Genomic DNA, 16068 nt, shown 5'->3' with positions numbered 1-16068 from the left:
GAGGGGCTGGGGGAGGTAGTGCGACTACCCTCCCTAACCCTCCCTTACAAAGGGAGGGAACTAAGAGTCCTTCACCACAAAGTTAAGCAGTTTGTTTTTTACAAAAATTGTTTTAACAACCTGCTTCCCTTCAAGATACGGCTTCGATTTTTCATTGTCATGCGCAGCTTTTACGGCGTCATCCTGAGAAACATCCACAGGTAAATTGAGTTGAGCACGCAGCTTGCCATTCACTTGTACCACAATGGTAACATTACTCACCTGCAGTGCTTTTTCATCATACTTGGGCCAGGGATAAGTAGCCAGATCTCCACCAACACCCATAATTTCGGCCAACTCCTCGGCCATGTGCGGCACAAAAGGAAAAAGAAGCACCACCAGTGTTTTAAGCGCATCCTTAAACGCCGCCGAAAGCCCGCTTTGCGGCGCAATTTTTTGTAAAAAATTCACCAGCTCCATAATACTGGATACAGCCGTGTTAAAATGAAATTCATCGCCGATATCTTCCGTCACTTTTTTAATGGTTTTATGCACCCAATATAAAAGTTCAGGATGATCCTGATTCCCTTCCCAGCGATTACTAACGGTCTCGTACGCTAAATTCCACACGCGGTTTAAAAAACGATACGAACCTTCCACACCCGCATCCGACCAATCGAGATCGCGTTCGGGAGGCGATGCAAACAGCATAAAAAGGCGCGCCGTATCGGCGCCGTATTGCTCGATAATATGATTAGGATCCACCACATTACCTTTAGACTTACTCATCTTGGCGCCATCTTTAATAACCATGCCCTGAGTTAACAGTTTTTCGAAAGGTTCGGAGAGTTTGAGATAACCTAAATCGGACAACACGCGCGTGAAAAAGCGCGAGTACAAAAGATGCAACACCGCATGCTCGATACCGCCGATATATTGGTCGATAGGGAGCCAGTACGCAGCCTTTTCGGGGCTAAAGGGTTCCGTCGTGGCGTTAGGATCGGTATAACGCAAAAAATACCAGGACGATTCCATGAAGGTATCCATGGTATCGGTTTCGCGACGCGCTTTATTGCCGCACGTAGGGCAATTCACATTTACAAAAGCTTCATGACGCGAAAGCGGTGAGCCTTCTACTCCGGTAAAAGAAACATCAAAAGGCAATTTAACAGGTAAATCAGATTCGGGAACCGGAACCATGCCGCACGCTTCGCAATGGATGATAGGTATGGGTGTTCCCCAATAACGCTGGCGCGAAATACCCCAGTCGCGCAGTTTATAATTTACACTCTTGCGTCCTAATTTTTTGCGTTCCAAGAAATCGACAATCGCATGTTTAGCCACTTCATTTTTCATCCCGGTAAACTGTCCGGAATTAGCAAGATTACCTTCTTCAGTATAAGCGGCCTTCATGGCTTTGCCATCAAGATGCTGGCCCTTGGGTTCAATCACCACATTGATCGGGAGATCATACTTACGAGCAAATTCAAAATCGCGTTGATCATGCGCGGGAACAGCCATCACAGCCCCGGTTCCGTAACCCATCAGCACAAAGTTGGCCACGTAGATGGGCACACGGCGGTTGTTCACAGGATTAATGGCAAAAGCCCCGGTAAAAACCCCTTCTTTTTCCTTTTCGGCAAATTTATCTTCGGTTTTTTCGGCCTTGTTTACTTTATCTACAAAAGCACGCACGCTATCCGCTTGCGGTTTACCTTCAATGAGTTTTTCAACCAGCGGGCTTTGAGGCGCAATCGACATAAACGTTACACCAAACAAAGTATCGGGACGCGTGGTAAAAATAGTGACCTTCTCTTTTGTACCTTCTAAAGTAAAATCAATTTCAGCCCCGGTGGATTTTCCAATCCATTCGCGCTGCATGGTCAGCACACGATCGGGCCAGCCGTCTTTTAATTCTTCAATCCCTTTCAGTAAATCTTCCGCGTAAGCGGTAATTTTAAAGAACCATTGTTTAAGCGGCTTTAATATAACCGGGCTATCGCAGCGCCAGCATTTGGCATCCACCACCTGTTCATTGGCCAACACGGTGGCACAGGTGTTACACCAGTTTACTTCCGATAATTTTTGATACGCCAGCCCTTTCTCCCACATGCGGATAAAAAATTCCTGCTCCCATTTAAAATATTCGGGTTTGGAGGTATTTACTTCGCGCGTCCAATCGTAGGAGAAACCCATACGCTTTAATTGCTCGCGCATTTCGGCCACGTTTTTATCGGTCCAGGTTTGAGGGTGGCTGTTATTTTTAATAGCCGCATTTTCGGCCGGCATCCCAAAGGCATCCCAACCCATGGGGTGCAATACATTAAAACCCTTCATGCGTTTAAAGCGGGCCACTACATCGCCAATGGTATAGTTGCGCACATGGCCCATATGGATGCGGCCGGAGGGATAGGGAAACATTTCAAGGAGATAATATTTGGGTTTGGATGTATCAAAACCGGTGGCGTTTACCTGGGTATCATCCCATTTTTTCTGACGGTTAACTTCGATTAGTTGCGGGTTGTATTTTTGTTCCATAGCACTGAATAAGGTAGATGTCGGGAAGCGTCGAAGGAAAGAATTTGACCCCACTTCGCTACGCTACGGGGACCATTCCACCCTGATCTACGATCAGGGCTCCATGGACCTGCGGCTCCCGTGGTGTTATCACCACTGTATTTTTGTCGGGAAGCCCCACTTCGCTAACGCTACGGGGACCGTTTCGCTTCGCTACACGGACAGGATTTGCCGTTCACGAAACTAATTCCGATTCATTCAATGTCGGGAAGACAGGATTTGAACCTGCGGCTCCCTGCTCCCAAAGCAGGTACTCTACCGGGCTGAGTTACTTCCCGAAACTTCGGGCTGCTTGTCCGCCTCTGGCGGAAGTTACTTCCCGAAACAACCATTATTATTGGAGTTTGCGCTTCTATTCAAGCGCTAAAAATTATTAGAAAAATTACTGAATACCCATTCATATTTTTTCTTGCCTTTTAAGTTTAAATACGCAAAAAAGCGTGCCACCAGAGGATACTTATGACCTTTAAAAAGATCGACCATATCGCCATTGCCGTGCCCGACCTGGAAAAAGCCATAAACCTTTACACCAGCCTCTTGGGTAAAAAACCTGAACATATTGAAGAAGTTGCCGATCAAAAAGTACGCGCGGCTTTCTTTGGTGTGGGCGAATCTAACTTAGAACTTTTGTGGCCTACATCTGAGGCAAGCCCCATCACCAATTTTTTAAAGAAAAACGAACGCGGCGGGCTTCATCATATTTGTATTGAAGTAGAAAACATCGACAAGCATTTGGAAGAATTAAAAGCCAAAGGCGTGGTGTTGATTGACGAAAAACCCCGCCTGGGCGCGCATAATAAAAGAATTGCGTTTGTTCACCCCAAGTCGACGGGTGGCGTGTTAATAGAATTATCAGAACCACAACACTAGTTGTTCGTGCGTTCGTGACTTCGTGCGTTCGAATCGATCGCACGATCGCACGATCGTACGATCGCACGAAAAAATGAGCAAAAACATTCACCCCAACGAAGCCCTCTTTAAAGGCGAAAAACCCTTTCCGGTTATCCCCTCTTGCGAACATTTTGCCGGATCCGAAAAACTCATCACCAAAGCGTTAGAGCTTCAGGCCAAATTAAACGGCGTGTTTGACATTACCATGGATTGCGAAGACGGTGCTCCCGAAGGCCGCGAAAAAGAACACGCGCAGATGATTATTGATATTCAAAAGTCGGCTTTGAACAAACACAAGCAATCGGGCGTGCGTATCCACGATTACTCCAACCAACACTGGAAACAGGATGTGGATATTTTGGTTCCTGCTATCGGCGAAACAGTGGCTTACATTACAATCCCAAAGCCAACCGCTGCTTCTCAAGTTAAAGAAATGATCGGCTACATTCAACAAACCGCTAAAAATGCCGGTATTAAACGCGAAATTCCTATTCACGTTTTAATTGAAACACACGGTGCCTTGGCCGAAGTTTATCAAATTGCTGCCATGCCCTGGATGCAAGTGCTCGATTTTGGCTTGATGGATTTTGTGAGTGCTCACCACGGCGCTATCCCCGATAGCTGCATGAAGTCGCCTGGCCAGTTTGAACACGCGCTGATTGCTCGTGCTAAAGGCAATGTGGTGGCTGCTGCGCTTGCCAACGGCATTATCCCCGCTCACAACGTGACGCTCGATTTAAAAGATTCATACAAAACCTATCAAGATGCGCGCCGTGCTCATACCGAATTTGGTTTCTTGCGTATGTGGTCCATTTACCCCACTCAAATTCAATCGATTGTAGACGCCATTAGCCCTGATTATTCTCAGGTGCAAAAAGGTGTGGCCATCTTACTTGAAGCTCAAAAAGCCGATTGGGGTCCCATTCAGTATGCTGGCGATTTGCACGACCGCGCTACTTACCGCTACTACTGGGAATTAGTACAACGCGCTCATCTCTCGGGACAAAAATTACCAGAAGAAGCTAACAAGGCCTTCTTCGGATAAGGAACATTATTATGGATAAGGCAAAAGTTCTCTCGTTATTAAACAACGGCAACAATCTTTTAGAAACCATCTTGGCTTATATTACCAAGGAAGGAACCAAAGACGGTAAAGTTTCGGTTTCTAAATTAGACCAACATCAAGTACTCAATACCGATTTGGTTTGGCTTAAAAGTGAAGTTTTTGCTGCCCGCGAATTAGTTGAGTATGCCGCCAAAGTTAACGGAGAACTCGAAACCAAATTGGCCGAATTTTATGCCGCCGATACTTTAAATGATATTTGCCAAAAAGTAGTACCCCATATGTGGCGCATTGGACTTACCGAAGAACAAATGCATGCCACTATTTGGAATAAAGAAGTAGGTAATTTTGTTACCGAAAAACTCTCCCCCACTTTTTACGAACCCATTGCTAAACTGATCGAAGACAAAAAATCGGGCGGCACTTACAATTTAACCGACGATCAACAAATGATTGCCGACACGTTCCGCAAATTTGCCGAAGACAACGTGATTCCCAAAGCCGAACACGTGCACCGTCACGACGATTTGATTCCTTCTGAAATTTTAAACGGCTTAAAAGAATTAGGCTGTTTTGGTTTATCTATCCCGCAAAAATTTGGCGGCTTTCAGCCCGATGATAAAGACGATAACATCAGCATGCTGCTTGTTACCGAAGAATTAAGCCGCGGTTCTGTAGGTGTGGCTGGTTCGCTTATTACCCGCCCCGAAATTTTGTCGAAAGCTCTTTTAAAAGGTGGCACCGAAGAACAAAAACAACGTTTGCTCCCTCTCATTGCTACAGGCGAACGCATGGCGGCAGTAGCTGTTACCGAACCCGATTATGGTTCAGACGTTGCTTCTCTTAAAGTTGGTGCTAAAAAAACCGAAGGTGGCTGGCTGATTAATGGTGTTAAAACCTGGTGTACCTACGCCGGTTTTGCCGACACCTTGCTGGTTTTATGCCGCACCGATCCCGATTTATCCAAAGGCCACAAAGGTCTTTCTATTCTTTTGGCCGAAAAGCCCAGCTTTGATGGTCACGAATTCTCTCACAAACAACCCAGCGGCGGTACCATTGAAGGTAAAGCTATTGGCACCATCGGCTATCGCGGTATGCATAGCTTTGAAGTATCGTTCCAGGATTATTTTGTTCCCGATGAAAATTTAGTAGGTGGCCCCGAAGGTTTAGGAAAAGGTTTCTACTTACAAATGGCCGGCTTTGCCGGTGGTCGTTTGCAAACAGCAGCTCGTGCTAACGGTGTAATGCAAGCTGCTTTTGAAAAAGCCATCCAGTACTCGCTGGAACGCAGCGTGTTTGGCAAACCCATCATCAATTATCAAATCACCAAATACCGTTTGGTGCGCATGGCCGCCATTATTCAGGCCAGCCGCCAATTCACCTACGCCTCCGCCCGCCTCATGGACGAAGGTAGAGGCCAGATGGAAGCATCTCTCGTAAAATACTACGCCAGCAAAATTTCTGAATGGGTAACCCGCGAAGCCATGCAGCTGCACGGCGGCATGGGTTATGCCGAAGAATATGCCGTAAGCCGCTTTTTTGTGGATGCTCGCGTGTTCAGTATTTTTGAAGGCGCCGAAGATACGCTGGTGCAACGCGTGATTATTCGCAGCTTGGTGGAAGAAAAGATGAAGCAGTAGTCTTAAGCAAAAATCTTATCCATCACACGCCCACGGTATTCAAAAATTTTTCTTAAATTAAATCCTACAAAGGGCATGGTTAACGCCCCGCCTAAAGGATAAAAAGCTACTTCATCTCTACATACTGTGCCGCCTTTTGAGCTTTCAAAGCTATGCAGATGAATCCATTTTTTATACGGGCCTTTTAACTGTTCATCCACAAAACATTTGCCAGGTTCCCAACGCGATATCAGCGTTTTCCATTTCATGGGCACACCAAATAATTTTATTTTGTAGTCTATTAAAAGCCCTTCTTTCATCACTATGGGCGGTGGCGTGATGATTGAAAAATTAAGCCAGGCGGGTGTCATTTTTTCCAAATTTTGCGCCTCGGCAAAAAAAGAAAAAACTTCTTTAAGCGGTTTATTCGCCCATTTTTCACTGGTTAATTTATAGCCGTCATTTTCTTTTGTAATGATCACCATGTTATTTTTTTGAAATATATTTGTTATCTTTAATATAAAACCGATAAGGCAAGTTTGCGCCCTCTACTATTCCAATACGAGTCGTTGTCACAACATCTTTCTTTTTAATTTTTCCCTCATTCAAAAGATACAAAGGTCCTTCATGTAAACGATGTTTATTATGTTCTTTCTCAATCCCCATCGCCATCACTAATTTTCCTGGTCCGCTACAGAGATCACGGTCTAATTTAGCTTTGGGACGACGCTTAAACATGAGCGGAATTCCCTCCACCGGCTCCAGAGCGCGTATCAACACTGCCTCACCCCTGCCCTTTTTCCCTGTCACTACATTAAAGCAATGATACATGCCGTAAATAAAATACACATACGCAATCCCTGCTTCCTCAAACATAGGCGCATTACGCGGCGTTAACCCGCGGCTGGCGTGGCAAGCTGGATCGTTAGAGAGATAGGCTTCGGTTTCTACAATACGACCTACAGTTTTTCCTTCGGCAGAATCGTGCACTAAGAGTTTACCCAATAAGTCGCGAGCAACTTTTAAAGTGGAATGGCGGGGGCTAATTTTTAAAAAAAAATTAGACAAGTTTTACTTTCCCTTTTTCAATAATGGCCTTTTTATCAAAAACGTCTCTAAAGAATAAGACAACATTATTACGATACTCCTGAGTTTTTATTTCGTGTAAATTCTCATTAAGTCTTTTAAGAATTTTATCTTCGTCCAAATAACCCAAATCCTTCATCGAATAAATATCATCAAAATCCTTAAGCTCAAGCCTGGCTATTTTACCGAGAACAATATCTTCTGCAGAGGCAACATAAATAACAAAATTTTTAAATTTTTGATTGATAGGTTTGGCATGTTGTCGCCAATCAGAAGGAACGGTAAAGTTTATTTCATAAACCGAAGAAACATAAATACCATATTTTAAAGCTAAAGAGGAACCTTGCCCTCCTTTTATAACTATTATTTCAGGAGGATCTATAAAATCTAAATCAACTGTTCTGTTGGAATGGTCATAAACTAAAGTAACTCCTCCACCTCCTATCAAAAAAAGCTCAATGGGTTTCTGTACTTTAATTTCTGCGTCCAGTTCCGTTAAAAAATTAATTATGTTTTCAAATTCAGTAACCATGGCAGATCTTTCTTTATAGATTCCAATTCACAATCGTAAACTCTCCATTTTTTACCTAATTTTGTCTGGTAACTTTTAACTGTCTTTTCCATGTTTTTTGAACGACGCGAAAGAGCCAAAATATGGCGCGAGGGATGATGACGATCGGGCATAAACAAAGGCGATTTATTTGCAGATTCCAACAGCCATCCCAATCTATTTTTTAAAATAATATTTAGCGGCTCATTAAAATAAAAATCTACATTCTCGACAAATACCGCCAACAAAGCCAAAGTACGCGTATCAAGAAATTCTATGCGCAATGTATTTAAAATTACCTGCCCTAGCAACTCAGCAGGCAACACCTGTTTGGAATAATAAACGCTCCATAGATAATCTTGCCACCTGATCAAACCCGTCTCATGTTTCTGTATCTCTAAATAATCACGGATTTTCACACTATATTCCCCATTTGGCTTTTGCCGACCAGCTAGCCAATGAGAAACCGTAAGTGCTGGTACCCGTAATTCTCTAGCCCACCAAGCTTTGCGCCCTCGACCATATTTTTCACAATCAGCTTTTAAATACTTAATAAGCTCCATTTTTTTAATATATATGAGTTCATATATATTAATCAAGCCTCATTTTTGGATATTTCCTTGACCCAAAACCTTATTTTATCTACAGAATCTGACCAAAGAATCTAATAGATAGATTCAGTACTGATGTATCATATTTAAGCAGTCATACCTGCATCAGTAGACACTCCGCACATTTAAAAAAGGAAACTTTATGGCAACCAAACTTCCCTACCCCCTCTTTAAAGAACAAGCACCAGCACTTGCGGCCGATACCTCTAAAGTAAAATATCCCCAATATGGCCGTGTTTTAGAAGACTTTAACGACGGCGAAGTTTTTTGCCATCCTCGTGGCATTACTATTTACCCTTCATTTGCTCAGGAATTTGCCACCACCTACATGGAAATGAATCCTCTCTATATCAATGCGGAATATGCCAAGGCGCATGGTTACCGCGATCTTGTAGTTTCGCCGCTGATGGTGATGAACATTGCGCTTTCATTAGGCGTTCAAAACGATTCCGAAAAGGCGATTGCCAATTTAGGTTATTATAATGTTTGTTTTGCCAAACCCGTTTATGCCGGCGACACGCTGCGCGCGCTGACAAAAGTTTTAAAACGTGATGTGAAAGAAGGTGGCAAACCCGGTATCGTCACCATCCGCACATTAGCCGTAAATCAAAACAACGAAACCGTGTTGCAGTACGATCGCAAAATCATGGTGGCCCCTGCCGGCAAACAAAGTGAACCCACCACCATTCAAAACCAGCCGTTTCCGGAATTACCTGAATTATCTATCGAACTGCCAGAAGCTAAAAAGGAATACGTGAAAAACTTAACCGGCATTAACACTTATTTTGAGAATTTTAATGTGGGCGATATCATTGCACACGCCAACGGCCGTACCGTTACCGACGAACATTTTCCGTGGACTTATCGCGTGATGAACACGCATCCTCTGCATTACGATCGCCTGTATTCTACCGCTCGCACCGGTGCCATGAGTGGAGAACCCATCGTTTATGGAGGTCTTCTTTTCGCTTGGCTTTGTGGCCTTGCTAGCCGTGACGTGAGCGAAAACGCCTTGGCCGATTTTGGCTATACCGAGGGATACCATACCCAGCCTACCGTCTCCGGCGAAACCATTTATGCCATTAGCCGCGTACTTTCTAAAACTGATGGCCCGGCTGGCTACAATGCCGGCGTTGTAACCTTCCAACTTATTGGTGTAAAAGGTATTCGTCCTCAGCAGGTACTGGAAAAATACGGAGCCGATCTCTTTATTAAAGAGAACGATAAGAAGAAATTAGGAAAAGAAAAAATACCGGAAAAAATCTTTGAAATTGAAAGAAGACTACTTATTAAAAGGGCTTAAAAATCAAGTAAAACGCCTATTGTAGCTCTAACATAAAAATGATAAGATAAATCAATATGTTAGAAGATCCGCGAAAAAGCATAAAAAAAGATTATACCAATTTAACCGGCTTTCTTTTTTTCTTAGTTATAGTTTCTGTTCTGCTACTTATTTTTAATTGGGGTAAATCGTACAACAAAAAGTATATGCAATATATTTTTGGCAATACTTCTTCTCAAACTACAACAGAAAAACCCTCTAAAGGGCAATCCACCCAAGTGGTGGATCCTATTCGTATTGATATTCCCTAAGTTTTTTTTCATTTCCCGTAAGCCTTTAAATAATGGTACAAAGTAGTATGATTAAAAAAACTGTTTTTCTAATTTTTTTCCTTTTTTCTACACAGGTTTTATCTGCCGAAGGAGAATGGCTTACAGGGTCGGGCGGTTATAAGGCTTTAGCCCAAAGCAATGCTAAAAAGGGTTTTCTGCTGTATATCTACACAGACTGGTGTTCCTTCTGTAAAAAATTTAACCGTGAAGTTTTATCCGACCCTCAAACTCAAAAATTTTTAGCTAAAATTGATAAAGTAAAAGTAAATCCCGAAGACGGCGATGCCGAAGACACTATTGCTGACGATTGGCATGTGGATGTTTTACCTACAGTACTGGCTATCAAAAACGGTAAAGCAACTCCCATTCCCACAAAAGTAACTCCTGAAGAATTTATCAAAACAGTTAAAAATGCCCTTTAAGCGTAAACGCAAAAAACATCATCGCAAACTTCCTCCATTTTTGAGGTTATTCATCACACTTTTTATAGTGCCTACACTTTTAGTCTGCGTATGGATTATTTTTTTAGAAAAACCATACAGTGGCAATAAACCAAGTACCGATTTTGTAGCTAAGGCCAAGTGGCTGAGCGAACATTCCGAATGTACGTTGGGCCCAGGCCCTCAAATAGAAAATACATCTGAGGAATCAGTTATTACTGCAACTCCAACTACAGCTGCCAATAAAGATGAAGTTACTTTAACGCTATGGGACCAAAATACATGGTCGATGCTTATTAGCCTTACACCACAACAACGTCTGATTAATTTGGGATACGTTATTAAAAACCGCCACATCGTTACCATGCAAGAGCTGTTCACATCGCAGGCTTTGCAAATTGATGAATATGCTGCCCACCCTTACTTTGCTTTTCCTGGCCAAGGCAACACAGTTATGAAAAGAACAGGCTTGGGGATTCTTTCAAAATTTCGTATTACTAAAATCAATCATCATCTTTATACTTCTTCTACGCATTGGGACAGTATTGCCAATAAAGGTGTATTTTATACAGAAATTGATCATCCACAGCTAGGCCTCATCGATGTTTTTACAACACATTTACAAGCTTCTTACGGGCCAATTAGCTACAACGAAGTGCGTGCTACTCAAATACGCGAACTCATCGAATTTTTTAACCGCTACCCAAACGACCGTCTTAAAATTGTAACCGGCGATTTCAACTTTAAACCCGATAACCCTCTTTACGCACAATTACTTCAAACTCTAAACCTCATCGATTTATCCAGTATTTTAAATCCTAATCCGTCAGAACCGTTTGTAACCTATCCTAATAGCAACAAGCAGCTGGACTATATTTTTATTAAACTGCCCATCACTTGGGATATAAACAAAGCTAAAAGTCAAATACGAGCTATCAATTTAGATCTCTCCGATCACCTTTCGTTGTGCGCAAAAATAGTATTAGACAAAAAAGAAACATCCCATTAGATGCCCCTTCATGAAACTCACTGGTTCCCAACGTACTTTTTTAAGAGGCAAAGCCCACAAACTTAAGCCCTATGTCCATTTGGGCAAAGAAGGTTTAACCGAAGCCCTGGTAAAGCAAATAGATCAGGCGTTAAACGATCACGAACTCATTAAAATTAAATTTGTGGAATACAAAGAAGACCGCAAAGAAATTGCGGCCGACATCGAGAAAGAAACCAAGAGCAATTGCGTGGGCATGGTAGGCCATGTGGGGATTTTTTATAAAAAACATCCCAACCCCGAAAAACGGGATAAGTCTCTGATCAAATAAATTAATGCTAAAATGCATCAATTTATTTGTCAGATACTAAGAAACCGAAAATCACTTTTGAATAAACTTTTTTAAATCTTCTAAATTATCTAGCGTCACTTTTACTTCTACCCTCTCCGTCTCAAACGCATCTTTAGGTTCCACCGTCATGCCGGCTGGTATTTTTAAATCTTTCACCTTTTTTCTAAACTCATCCTGCTGCGCGCTAAAACGCGGATAACGTTTTTGGTATAAAAACTCACGCAAGCCATCGGCATCCTGCCCTTTAAACTCTCCCAGCAAAGTATGAGTGGCGATTTTATCACGACGACTCGTTTCGAAAAGATAATCTAAAATTTGAATAATTTTATTTTGATTAAGAGACCAGGTGAAAACCGTCTTTTCCAAAAGCAGAAGCTCTTCATCCTCAAAACGGCCCAGTTTTTCATAAACACTTTCGGCCCATCCATAATTTAAAACAATTTTAAGAATATTTTGGGGAATGAATAAATAACGCGATACTTTTTTAGCCGTAAAGAGATCTTTAAATCCCAATTTCTTTAAAAATGAATCAGGCACGTCATCACCGTAATGCTCTTTAAGCGTTAAAAATATCTGGCCGCGATCGAGAATATTTTTAGGGCTGAATAAATTAAGATTAAATATTTTTTCAAAAAGACCTTCTTGATTCTCGACGGTCATTATCTGGGGTTCAACACCCAGAGCGCTTAAAGCCCAAAAGCGCTTAAAACCATCCACAATTTCTCCACTTTTAAGAGCCCAAATGGGCAAAAGTTGACCCACTGTTTTAAGCGACTCTAATAAGCTGGCGTCTTCAGTAAAAAAAGACCAACGCCAGCGGGGTTTATCTAAAATATCCATATCCTTCCTTTAACGTGAATACGTGTTGACGTCTACCCCCTCTTTTTCGTAGGGAAAGCAGGTGTTAAGTTATACACCCAAAGAAATCATTGTGGACCGCGAGGTTTTAAACGCCCCGCTCACCCAGCGCGTGCTGGCCAAATACCCTCAAATTACACCTGTTGTCGCCGATGATTTAAGCCCTTATAAAAAGCCCATCCCTTTTACCGAGGCTAAAAAGAAATTACTCCTCACCAGCTATAAAGGGGATGCTGTTAAAAACTGCCAGGGGGCCGGCGGTTATGTGTGTTGTAATTATTTTACCGTGAGTTTTGTGAGCAATTGCCCCATGGAGTGCTCGTACTGTATTTTACAAGACTATTTAGCCAATAACCCCATCATTACCCTTTACGCCAACACACAGGATATTTTTGATTCAATCGAAAAACACATTAGCACCCATCCCAATAAGACTTTTAGAATTGGTACTGGCGAGCTAGCCGATTCTCTGGCCTTGGATGATGTTACGGAACTCACAAAGGAGCTGGTTCCCTTTGTAGCACGTCAGAAAAATTTGATACTGGAACTAAAAACTAAATCAAACCGCATTGCTAATTTACTGAATATGGATCATCAGGGTAAGACCGTTATTTCGTGGTCTATTAACCCACAAACTTTTATTGATCAGGAAGAATTTAAAACAGCCCCTCTTCTAGAACGCTTTAAAGCGGCCCGCGCGGTAATGGACAAGGGTTACAAAGTGGGTTTTCATATGGACCCGCTTCTCAATTTTAATAATTGGGAAACCGAATATAAAAATCTGGTAGCCTTAATTGCCCAAAACTTTAAACCGCATGAACTAGCCTGGATTTCGCTGGGCTCGTTGCGCTACACCCCGGGGCTTAAAAAAGCCATTCAAACCCGCTTTCCTAAAAGTCAGCTTTTATATGGCGAACTCTTCCCCTCGCCCGACGGCAAAATCCGTTATCTTAAAAGTATCCGTGAAGACATGTATGCCACGGTAAAAGGCTATATTGATGAATACTTAAATACTGTGCCCCATTATCTTTGTATGGAAACAGATAAGGTTTGGGAAAAAGTTTTTAATTATATACCTGCTGATAGAGATGCTTTAGAGCATAATCTGGCTGAACGCTTTGCCATTTAAAAGCCTGATAATGCTTGATAATCAAGCATTTCCGGACTAATATCACAACCAATGCCTCATGAAATCATTCAAACCGAACACGGCTCTAAAATAGGTGATGTCGAATTCATCTGGGCCCGCAATTCTAAAGAATTTCTTTTTGCGAATTCTATTTATATTCAAGGGAGCCCGTCTATTATTGTGGACCCTTCGGCTACGTTTACCTACATCGAAGAACTCGCCATGAGCCAATCGGTGAATATGGTTTTAAACACGCATTACCATGCCGATCATCGCAGCCTTAATGGCCTTTTTAACAATGTAATTTTTGCCTCACACGAGGCTGACGCTGCCGCCATTCGTGACCATGCCACCTACGAAGAATTTGCCGATAGCGATCCCAATTCTTTTTACAGTCAGTGGCGTAAACAGTTTTTTCAAAAGTACCACATTTCCGATTGCCCGGTTTCTCAATTATACAAGGGCAATGAACTGATCGAAACCGATACCACACAAATCCAGCTGGTGCATATCCCAGGCCATACTCCCGGCCACATGGCGCTACATTTTAAAAATATTTCCACGATCTTTATTTCGGATATCGATCTCACCCCTTACGGCCCCTGGTACGCCAATGTGGTAAGCGACATTGAAGAATTTAAAAAGTCGGTAGAAAAAGTAATGGCGATAGAAGCCGATTATTATGTCACCAGCCACGGCGAACGCATTTACGACCGTGAAAAATTTTTAGAAAAGATCAAACGCTTCCACGCGTACTTTGATGATCGCGATTCTAAAATTATGGATTTACTCAATGATGGCCCCAAAGATTTAGCCACCATTGCCAGCCACGGAATTATTTACAGAAAGATGTTGTTGCAAGATCCTCTCAAAGCCTATTTCGAATGGCTGATGGTAGAAAAGCATTTAAACCGCTTAGTCCTCAATAATCACCTCATTAAAGATGGCGATCTCTATTATATTAAGTCCTAAACATCTGTAATTACATATCAAATTGGCGCTTGACACAGGGCGTAATAAAAATTACACGTAAGCCACTTTAAATATCACTAACTTAGTGTTATTTATTAGATGGGGCTCACGTCGCCCCCTCCACCGGCAAAGCCGGACGGAGCCTCCCCCTCACCGGCCCTTTGGGCCTAGTATGGGAGATAAACTTATGAACATTACCTCACGCGCCAGCGACTATGCACTTTTGATGCTCATCCACATGGCAACTTTGCCCGAAGGAGAAAGCACCAATGTAAAAAAAATTGCCTCTCATTTAGGTTTATCGCTCCGTTTTTTAGCCAACATCGCCGGCAAACTCACCACCGCCCATATTATCGAATCGCAACGCGGCATTGGTGGCGGCATTAAACTTAAAAAAGATGCAAGTACCGTCTCTATCCGTGATGTCATCGAAGCCGTAGACGGCCCTGTTCAAACCATGTTCTGCCAAAACGATCACGAAAACTGCTCACATTTAAGCGCCTGCAACATGAAACATTTTTGGGACGATTTGCAGGGGTTAGTAGTTCACAAATTAACCGCCACCTCTATTGCGCATCTGGCGGCTCAACAAAATAAAACAAAAATGTCGGAGGCTACTTACGTATGACCGAACAAGCCATTAAAGACATTACCGAAAAAGAATATAAATACGGCTTTGTAACCGACATTGAAGCCGACAAGGCCCCTCCTGGCTTAAACGAAGATATCATCCGACTTATTTCGCACAAAAAAAACGAACCGGCATTTATGCTGGAGTATCGTCTTAAATCTTTTAAACATTGGCAAACCATGGCCGAACCCACCTGGGCTCAGGTGAATTATCCAAAAATTAATTATCAGGACATTGTTTACTACTCGGCTCCCAAACAAAAAAAGAAACTGAATTCGCTGGATGAAGTAGACCCGGAACTGCGCAAAACATTTGATAAGCTGGGCATTTCGCTGGATGAGCAAAAACGTCTAAGCAATGTGGCTGTGGATGCGGTGTTTGATAGCGTATCGGTTGCAACCACCTTTAAAGGAAAATTAAACGAGTTGGGTATTATTTTTTGCTCGTTCTCCGAAGCTCTTCAAAATCATCCCGATCTCGTTAAAAAATATTTAGGATCTGTTGTTCCCTATACCGATAATTTTTTTGCCACCTTAAACGCAGCTGTTTTTACCGATGGATCGTTTGTTTACATTCCCAAAGGCGTTAAATGCCCCATGGAGCTCTCTACCTACTTCCGCATTAACGAAGCCAACACCGGCCAGTTTGAACGCACGCTGATTGTTGCCGATGAAGGAAGTTATGTAAGTTATTTGGAAGGTTGCACGG

Annotated in this window: 17 protein-coding genes and 1 tRNA gene; 11 read left to right on the top strand and 7 right to left on the bottom strand. The window is 42.5% G+C overall.

What is annotated here, in order from left to right; all coding sequences use genetic code 11:
• Positions 1 to 60: 60 nt before the first annotated feature.
• Together leuS and K1X76_07995 are read right to left on the bottom strand one after the other, a co-directional pair.
• The gene (leuS, locus tag K1X76_08000; GenBank protein ID MBX7149014.1) at positions 61 to 2517 is read right to left on the bottom strand and encodes a leucine--tRNA ligase; all 2457 of its coding nucleotides are present in this window, start codon (positions 2515 to 2517) and stop codon (positions 61 to 63) included.
• Positions 2518 to 2760: 243 nt separating this feature from the next.
• Positions 2761 to 2834 (bottom strand) — tRNA-Pro (locus tag K1X76_07995).
• A 181-nt stretch (positions 2835 to 3015) separates the two neighbouring features.
• On the opposite strand from K1X76_07995, the gene mce reads away from it, so the two are divergent.
• From mce to K1X76_07980, 3 genes are all read left to right on the top strand, one after another.
• Positions 3016 to 3426 carry a methylmalonyl-CoA epimerase gene (mce, locus tag K1X76_07990; protein MBX7149013.1) on the top strand — a complete coding sequence of 137 codons (411 nt, stop codon included), beginning with the start codon at positions 3016 to 3018 and terminating at the stop codon, positions 3424 to 3426.
• A 73-nt stretch (positions 3427 to 3499) separates the two neighbouring features.
• Positions 3500 to 4492 carry a CoA ester lyase gene (locus K1X76_07985; protein MBX7149012.1) on the top strand — a complete coding sequence of 331 codons (993 nt, stop codon included), beginning with the start codon at positions 3500 to 3502 and terminating at the stop codon, positions 4490 to 4492.
• Between the two features lie 11 nt (positions 4493 to 4503).
• The gene (locus K1X76_07980; protein ID MBX7149011.1) at positions 4504 to 6150 is read left to right on the top strand and encodes an acyl-CoA/acyl-ACP dehydrogenase; all 1647 of its coding nucleotides are present in this window, start codon (positions 4504 to 4506) and stop codon (positions 6148 to 6150) included.
• A 2-nt stretch (positions 6151 to 6152) separates the two neighbouring features.
• Here the strand turns inward: K1X76_07980 and K1X76_07975 are convergent, their stop codons facing one another.
• Genes K1X76_07975 through K1X76_07960 form a run of 4 tightly spaced genes read right to left on the bottom strand, consistent with a single transcriptional unit; the run spans position 6153 to position 8364 of the window.
• Entirely contained in the window at positions 6153 to 6614 is a 462-nt protein-coding gene (locus K1X76_07975) for an SRPBCC family protein (GenBank protein MBX7149010.1), read from the bottom strand.
• Position 6615: 1 nt separating this feature from the next.
• Positions 6616 to 7197, bottom strand: a complete 582-nt coding sequence (locus tag K1X76_07970; GenBank protein MBX7149009.1) for a DNA-3-methyladenine glycosylase — start codon at positions 7195 to 7197, stop codon at positions 6616 to 6618.
• Entirely contained in the window at positions 7190 to 7747 is a 558-nt protein-coding gene (locus K1X76_07965; protein ID MBX7149008.1) for a hypothetical protein, read from the bottom strand. Before K1X76_07965 ends, K1X76_07970 begins: the two co-directional genes overlap by 8 nt.
• Positions 7723 to 8364, bottom strand: coding sequence for a hypothetical protein (locus tag K1X76_07960; protein ID MBX7149007.1), 642 nt, complete (start codon positions 8362 to 8364; stop codon positions 7723 to 7725). The genes K1X76_07965 and K1X76_07960 overlap by 25 nt, the downstream gene beginning before the upstream one ends.
• A 154-nt stretch (positions 8365 to 8518) precedes the next feature.
• Between K1X76_07960 and K1X76_07955 the strand changes: the two genes are divergently transcribed.
• The 4 genes from K1X76_07955 (at position 8519) to yhbY (ending at position 11749) form a co-directional block, all read left to right on the top strand.
• Positions 8519 to 9679 (top strand): MaoC family dehydratase, encoded by a 1161-nt coding sequence (locus K1X76_07955; GenBank protein MBX7149006.1) that lies wholly within the window; start codon positions 8519 to 8521, stop codon positions 9677 to 9679.
• 337 nt (positions 9680 to 10016) lie between these two features.
• Positions 10017 to 10412, top strand: coding sequence for a thioredoxin fold domain-containing protein (locus K1X76_07950; GenBank protein ID MBX7149005.1), 396 nt, complete (start codon positions 10017 to 10019; stop codon positions 10410 to 10412).
• A complete protein-coding gene (locus tag K1X76_07945) occupies positions 10402 to 11439 on the top strand; it encodes an endonuclease/exonuclease/phosphatase family protein (GenBank protein ID MBX7149004.1) in 1038 nt (345 codons plus the stop codon). The genes K1X76_07950 and K1X76_07945 overlap by 11 nt, the downstream gene beginning before the upstream one ends.
• A gap of 10 nt (positions 11440 to 11449) precedes the next feature.
• On the top strand, positions 11450 to 11749 hold the full coding sequence (gene yhbY / locus K1X76_07940) for a ribosome assembly RNA-binding protein YhbY (GenBank protein MBX7149003.1): 300 nt from the start codon (positions 11450 to 11452) through the stop codon (positions 11747 to 11749).
• 51 nt (positions 11750 to 11800) lie between these two features.
• Here the strand turns inward: yhbY and K1X76_07935 are convergent, their stop codons facing one another.
• A complete protein-coding gene (locus tag K1X76_07935; GenBank protein MBX7149002.1) occupies positions 11801 to 12610 on the bottom strand; it encodes a hypothetical protein in 810 nt (269 codons plus the stop codon).
• Positions 12611 to 12671: 61 nt separating this feature from the next.
• On the opposite strand from K1X76_07935, the gene K1X76_07930 reads away from it, so the two are divergent.
• From K1X76_07930 to K1X76_07915, 4 genes are all read left to right on the top strand, one after another.
• Positions 12672 to 13757, top strand: coding sequence for a radical SAM protein (locus K1X76_07930; GenBank protein ID MBX7149001.1), 1086 nt, complete (start codon positions 12672 to 12674; stop codon positions 13755 to 13757).
• A gap of 51 nt (positions 13758 to 13808) precedes the next feature.
• Positions 13809 to 14729, top strand: a complete 921-nt coding sequence (locus K1X76_07925; protein ID MBX7149000.1) for an MBL fold metallo-hydrolase — start codon at positions 13809 to 13811, stop codon at positions 14727 to 14729.
• A gap of 172 nt (positions 14730 to 14901) precedes the next feature.
• Positions 14902 to 15357, top strand: a complete 456-nt coding sequence (locus K1X76_07920; protein MBX7148999.1) for an Rrf2 family transcriptional regulator — start codon at positions 14902 to 14904, stop codon at positions 15355 to 15357.
• Positions 15354 to 16068 (top strand): Fe-S cluster assembly protein SufB (locus K1X76_07915; GenBank protein MBX7148998.1); only part of this gene is annotated, 715 nt, incomplete at its 3' end. The genes K1X76_07920 and K1X76_07915, both read left to right, overlap by 4 nt.

The sequence above is a fragment of the bacterium genome (genome assembly GCA_019695305.1).
Classification (GTDB): Bacteria; UBA10199; UBA10199; order UBA10199; family JAIBAG01; genus JAIBAG01.
This window is presented reverse-complemented; position numbering and strand designations above follow the sequence as displayed.

What these genes read in the sequence shown, in the direction of transcription:
- leuS (MBX7149014.1), bottom strand. Translation starts at nt 2,517, where the DNA reads ATGGAACAAAAATACAACCCGCAACTAATCGAAGTTAACCGTCAGAAA.
- mce (MBX7149013.1), top strand. Translation starts at nt 3,016, where the DNA reads ATGACCTTTAAAAAGATCGACCATATCGCCATTGCCGTGCCCGACCTG.
- K1X76_07985 (MBX7149012.1), top strand. Translation starts at nt 3,500, where the DNA reads ATGAGCAAAAACATTCACCCCAACGAAGCCCTCTTTAAAGGCGAAAAA.
- K1X76_07980 (MBX7149011.1), top strand. Translation starts at nt 4,504, where the DNA reads ATGGATAAGGCAAAAGTTCTCTCGTTATTAAACAACGGCAACAATCTT.
- K1X76_07975 (MBX7149010.1), bottom strand. Translation starts at nt 6,614, where the DNA reads ATGGTGATCATTACAAAAGAAAATGACGGCTATAAATTAACCAGTGAA.
- K1X76_07965 (MBX7149008.1), bottom strand. Translation starts at nt 7,747, where the DNA reads ATGGTTACTGAATTTGAAAACATAATTAATTTTTTAACGGAACTGGAC.
- K1X76_07955 (MBX7149006.1), top strand. Translation starts at nt 8,519, where the DNA reads ATGGCAACCAAACTTCCCTACCCCCTCTTTAAAGAACAAGCACCAGCA.
- K1X76_07950 (MBX7149005.1), top strand. Translation starts at nt 10,017, where the DNA reads ATGATTAAAAAAACTGTTTTTCTAATTTTTTTCCTTTTTTCTACACAG.
- K1X76_07945 (MBX7149004.1), top strand. Translation starts at nt 10,402, where the DNA reads ATGCCCTTTAAGCGTAAACGCAAAAAACATCATCGCAAACTTCCTCCA.
- yhbY (MBX7149003.1), top strand. Translation starts at nt 11,450, where the DNA reads ATGAAACTCACTGGTTCCCAACGTACTTTTTTAAGAGGCAAAGCCCAC.
- K1X76_07935 (MBX7149002.1), bottom strand. Translation starts at nt 12,610, where the DNA reads ATGGATATTTTAGATAAACCCCGCTGGCGTTGGTCTTTTTTTACTGAA.
- K1X76_07925 (MBX7149000.1), top strand. Translation starts at nt 13,809, where the DNA reads ATGCCTCATGAAATCATTCAAACCGAACACGGCTCTAAAATAGGTGAT.
- K1X76_07920 (MBX7148999.1), top strand. Translation starts at nt 14,902, where the DNA reads ATGGGAGATAAACTTATGAACATTACCTCACGCGCCAGCGACTATGCA.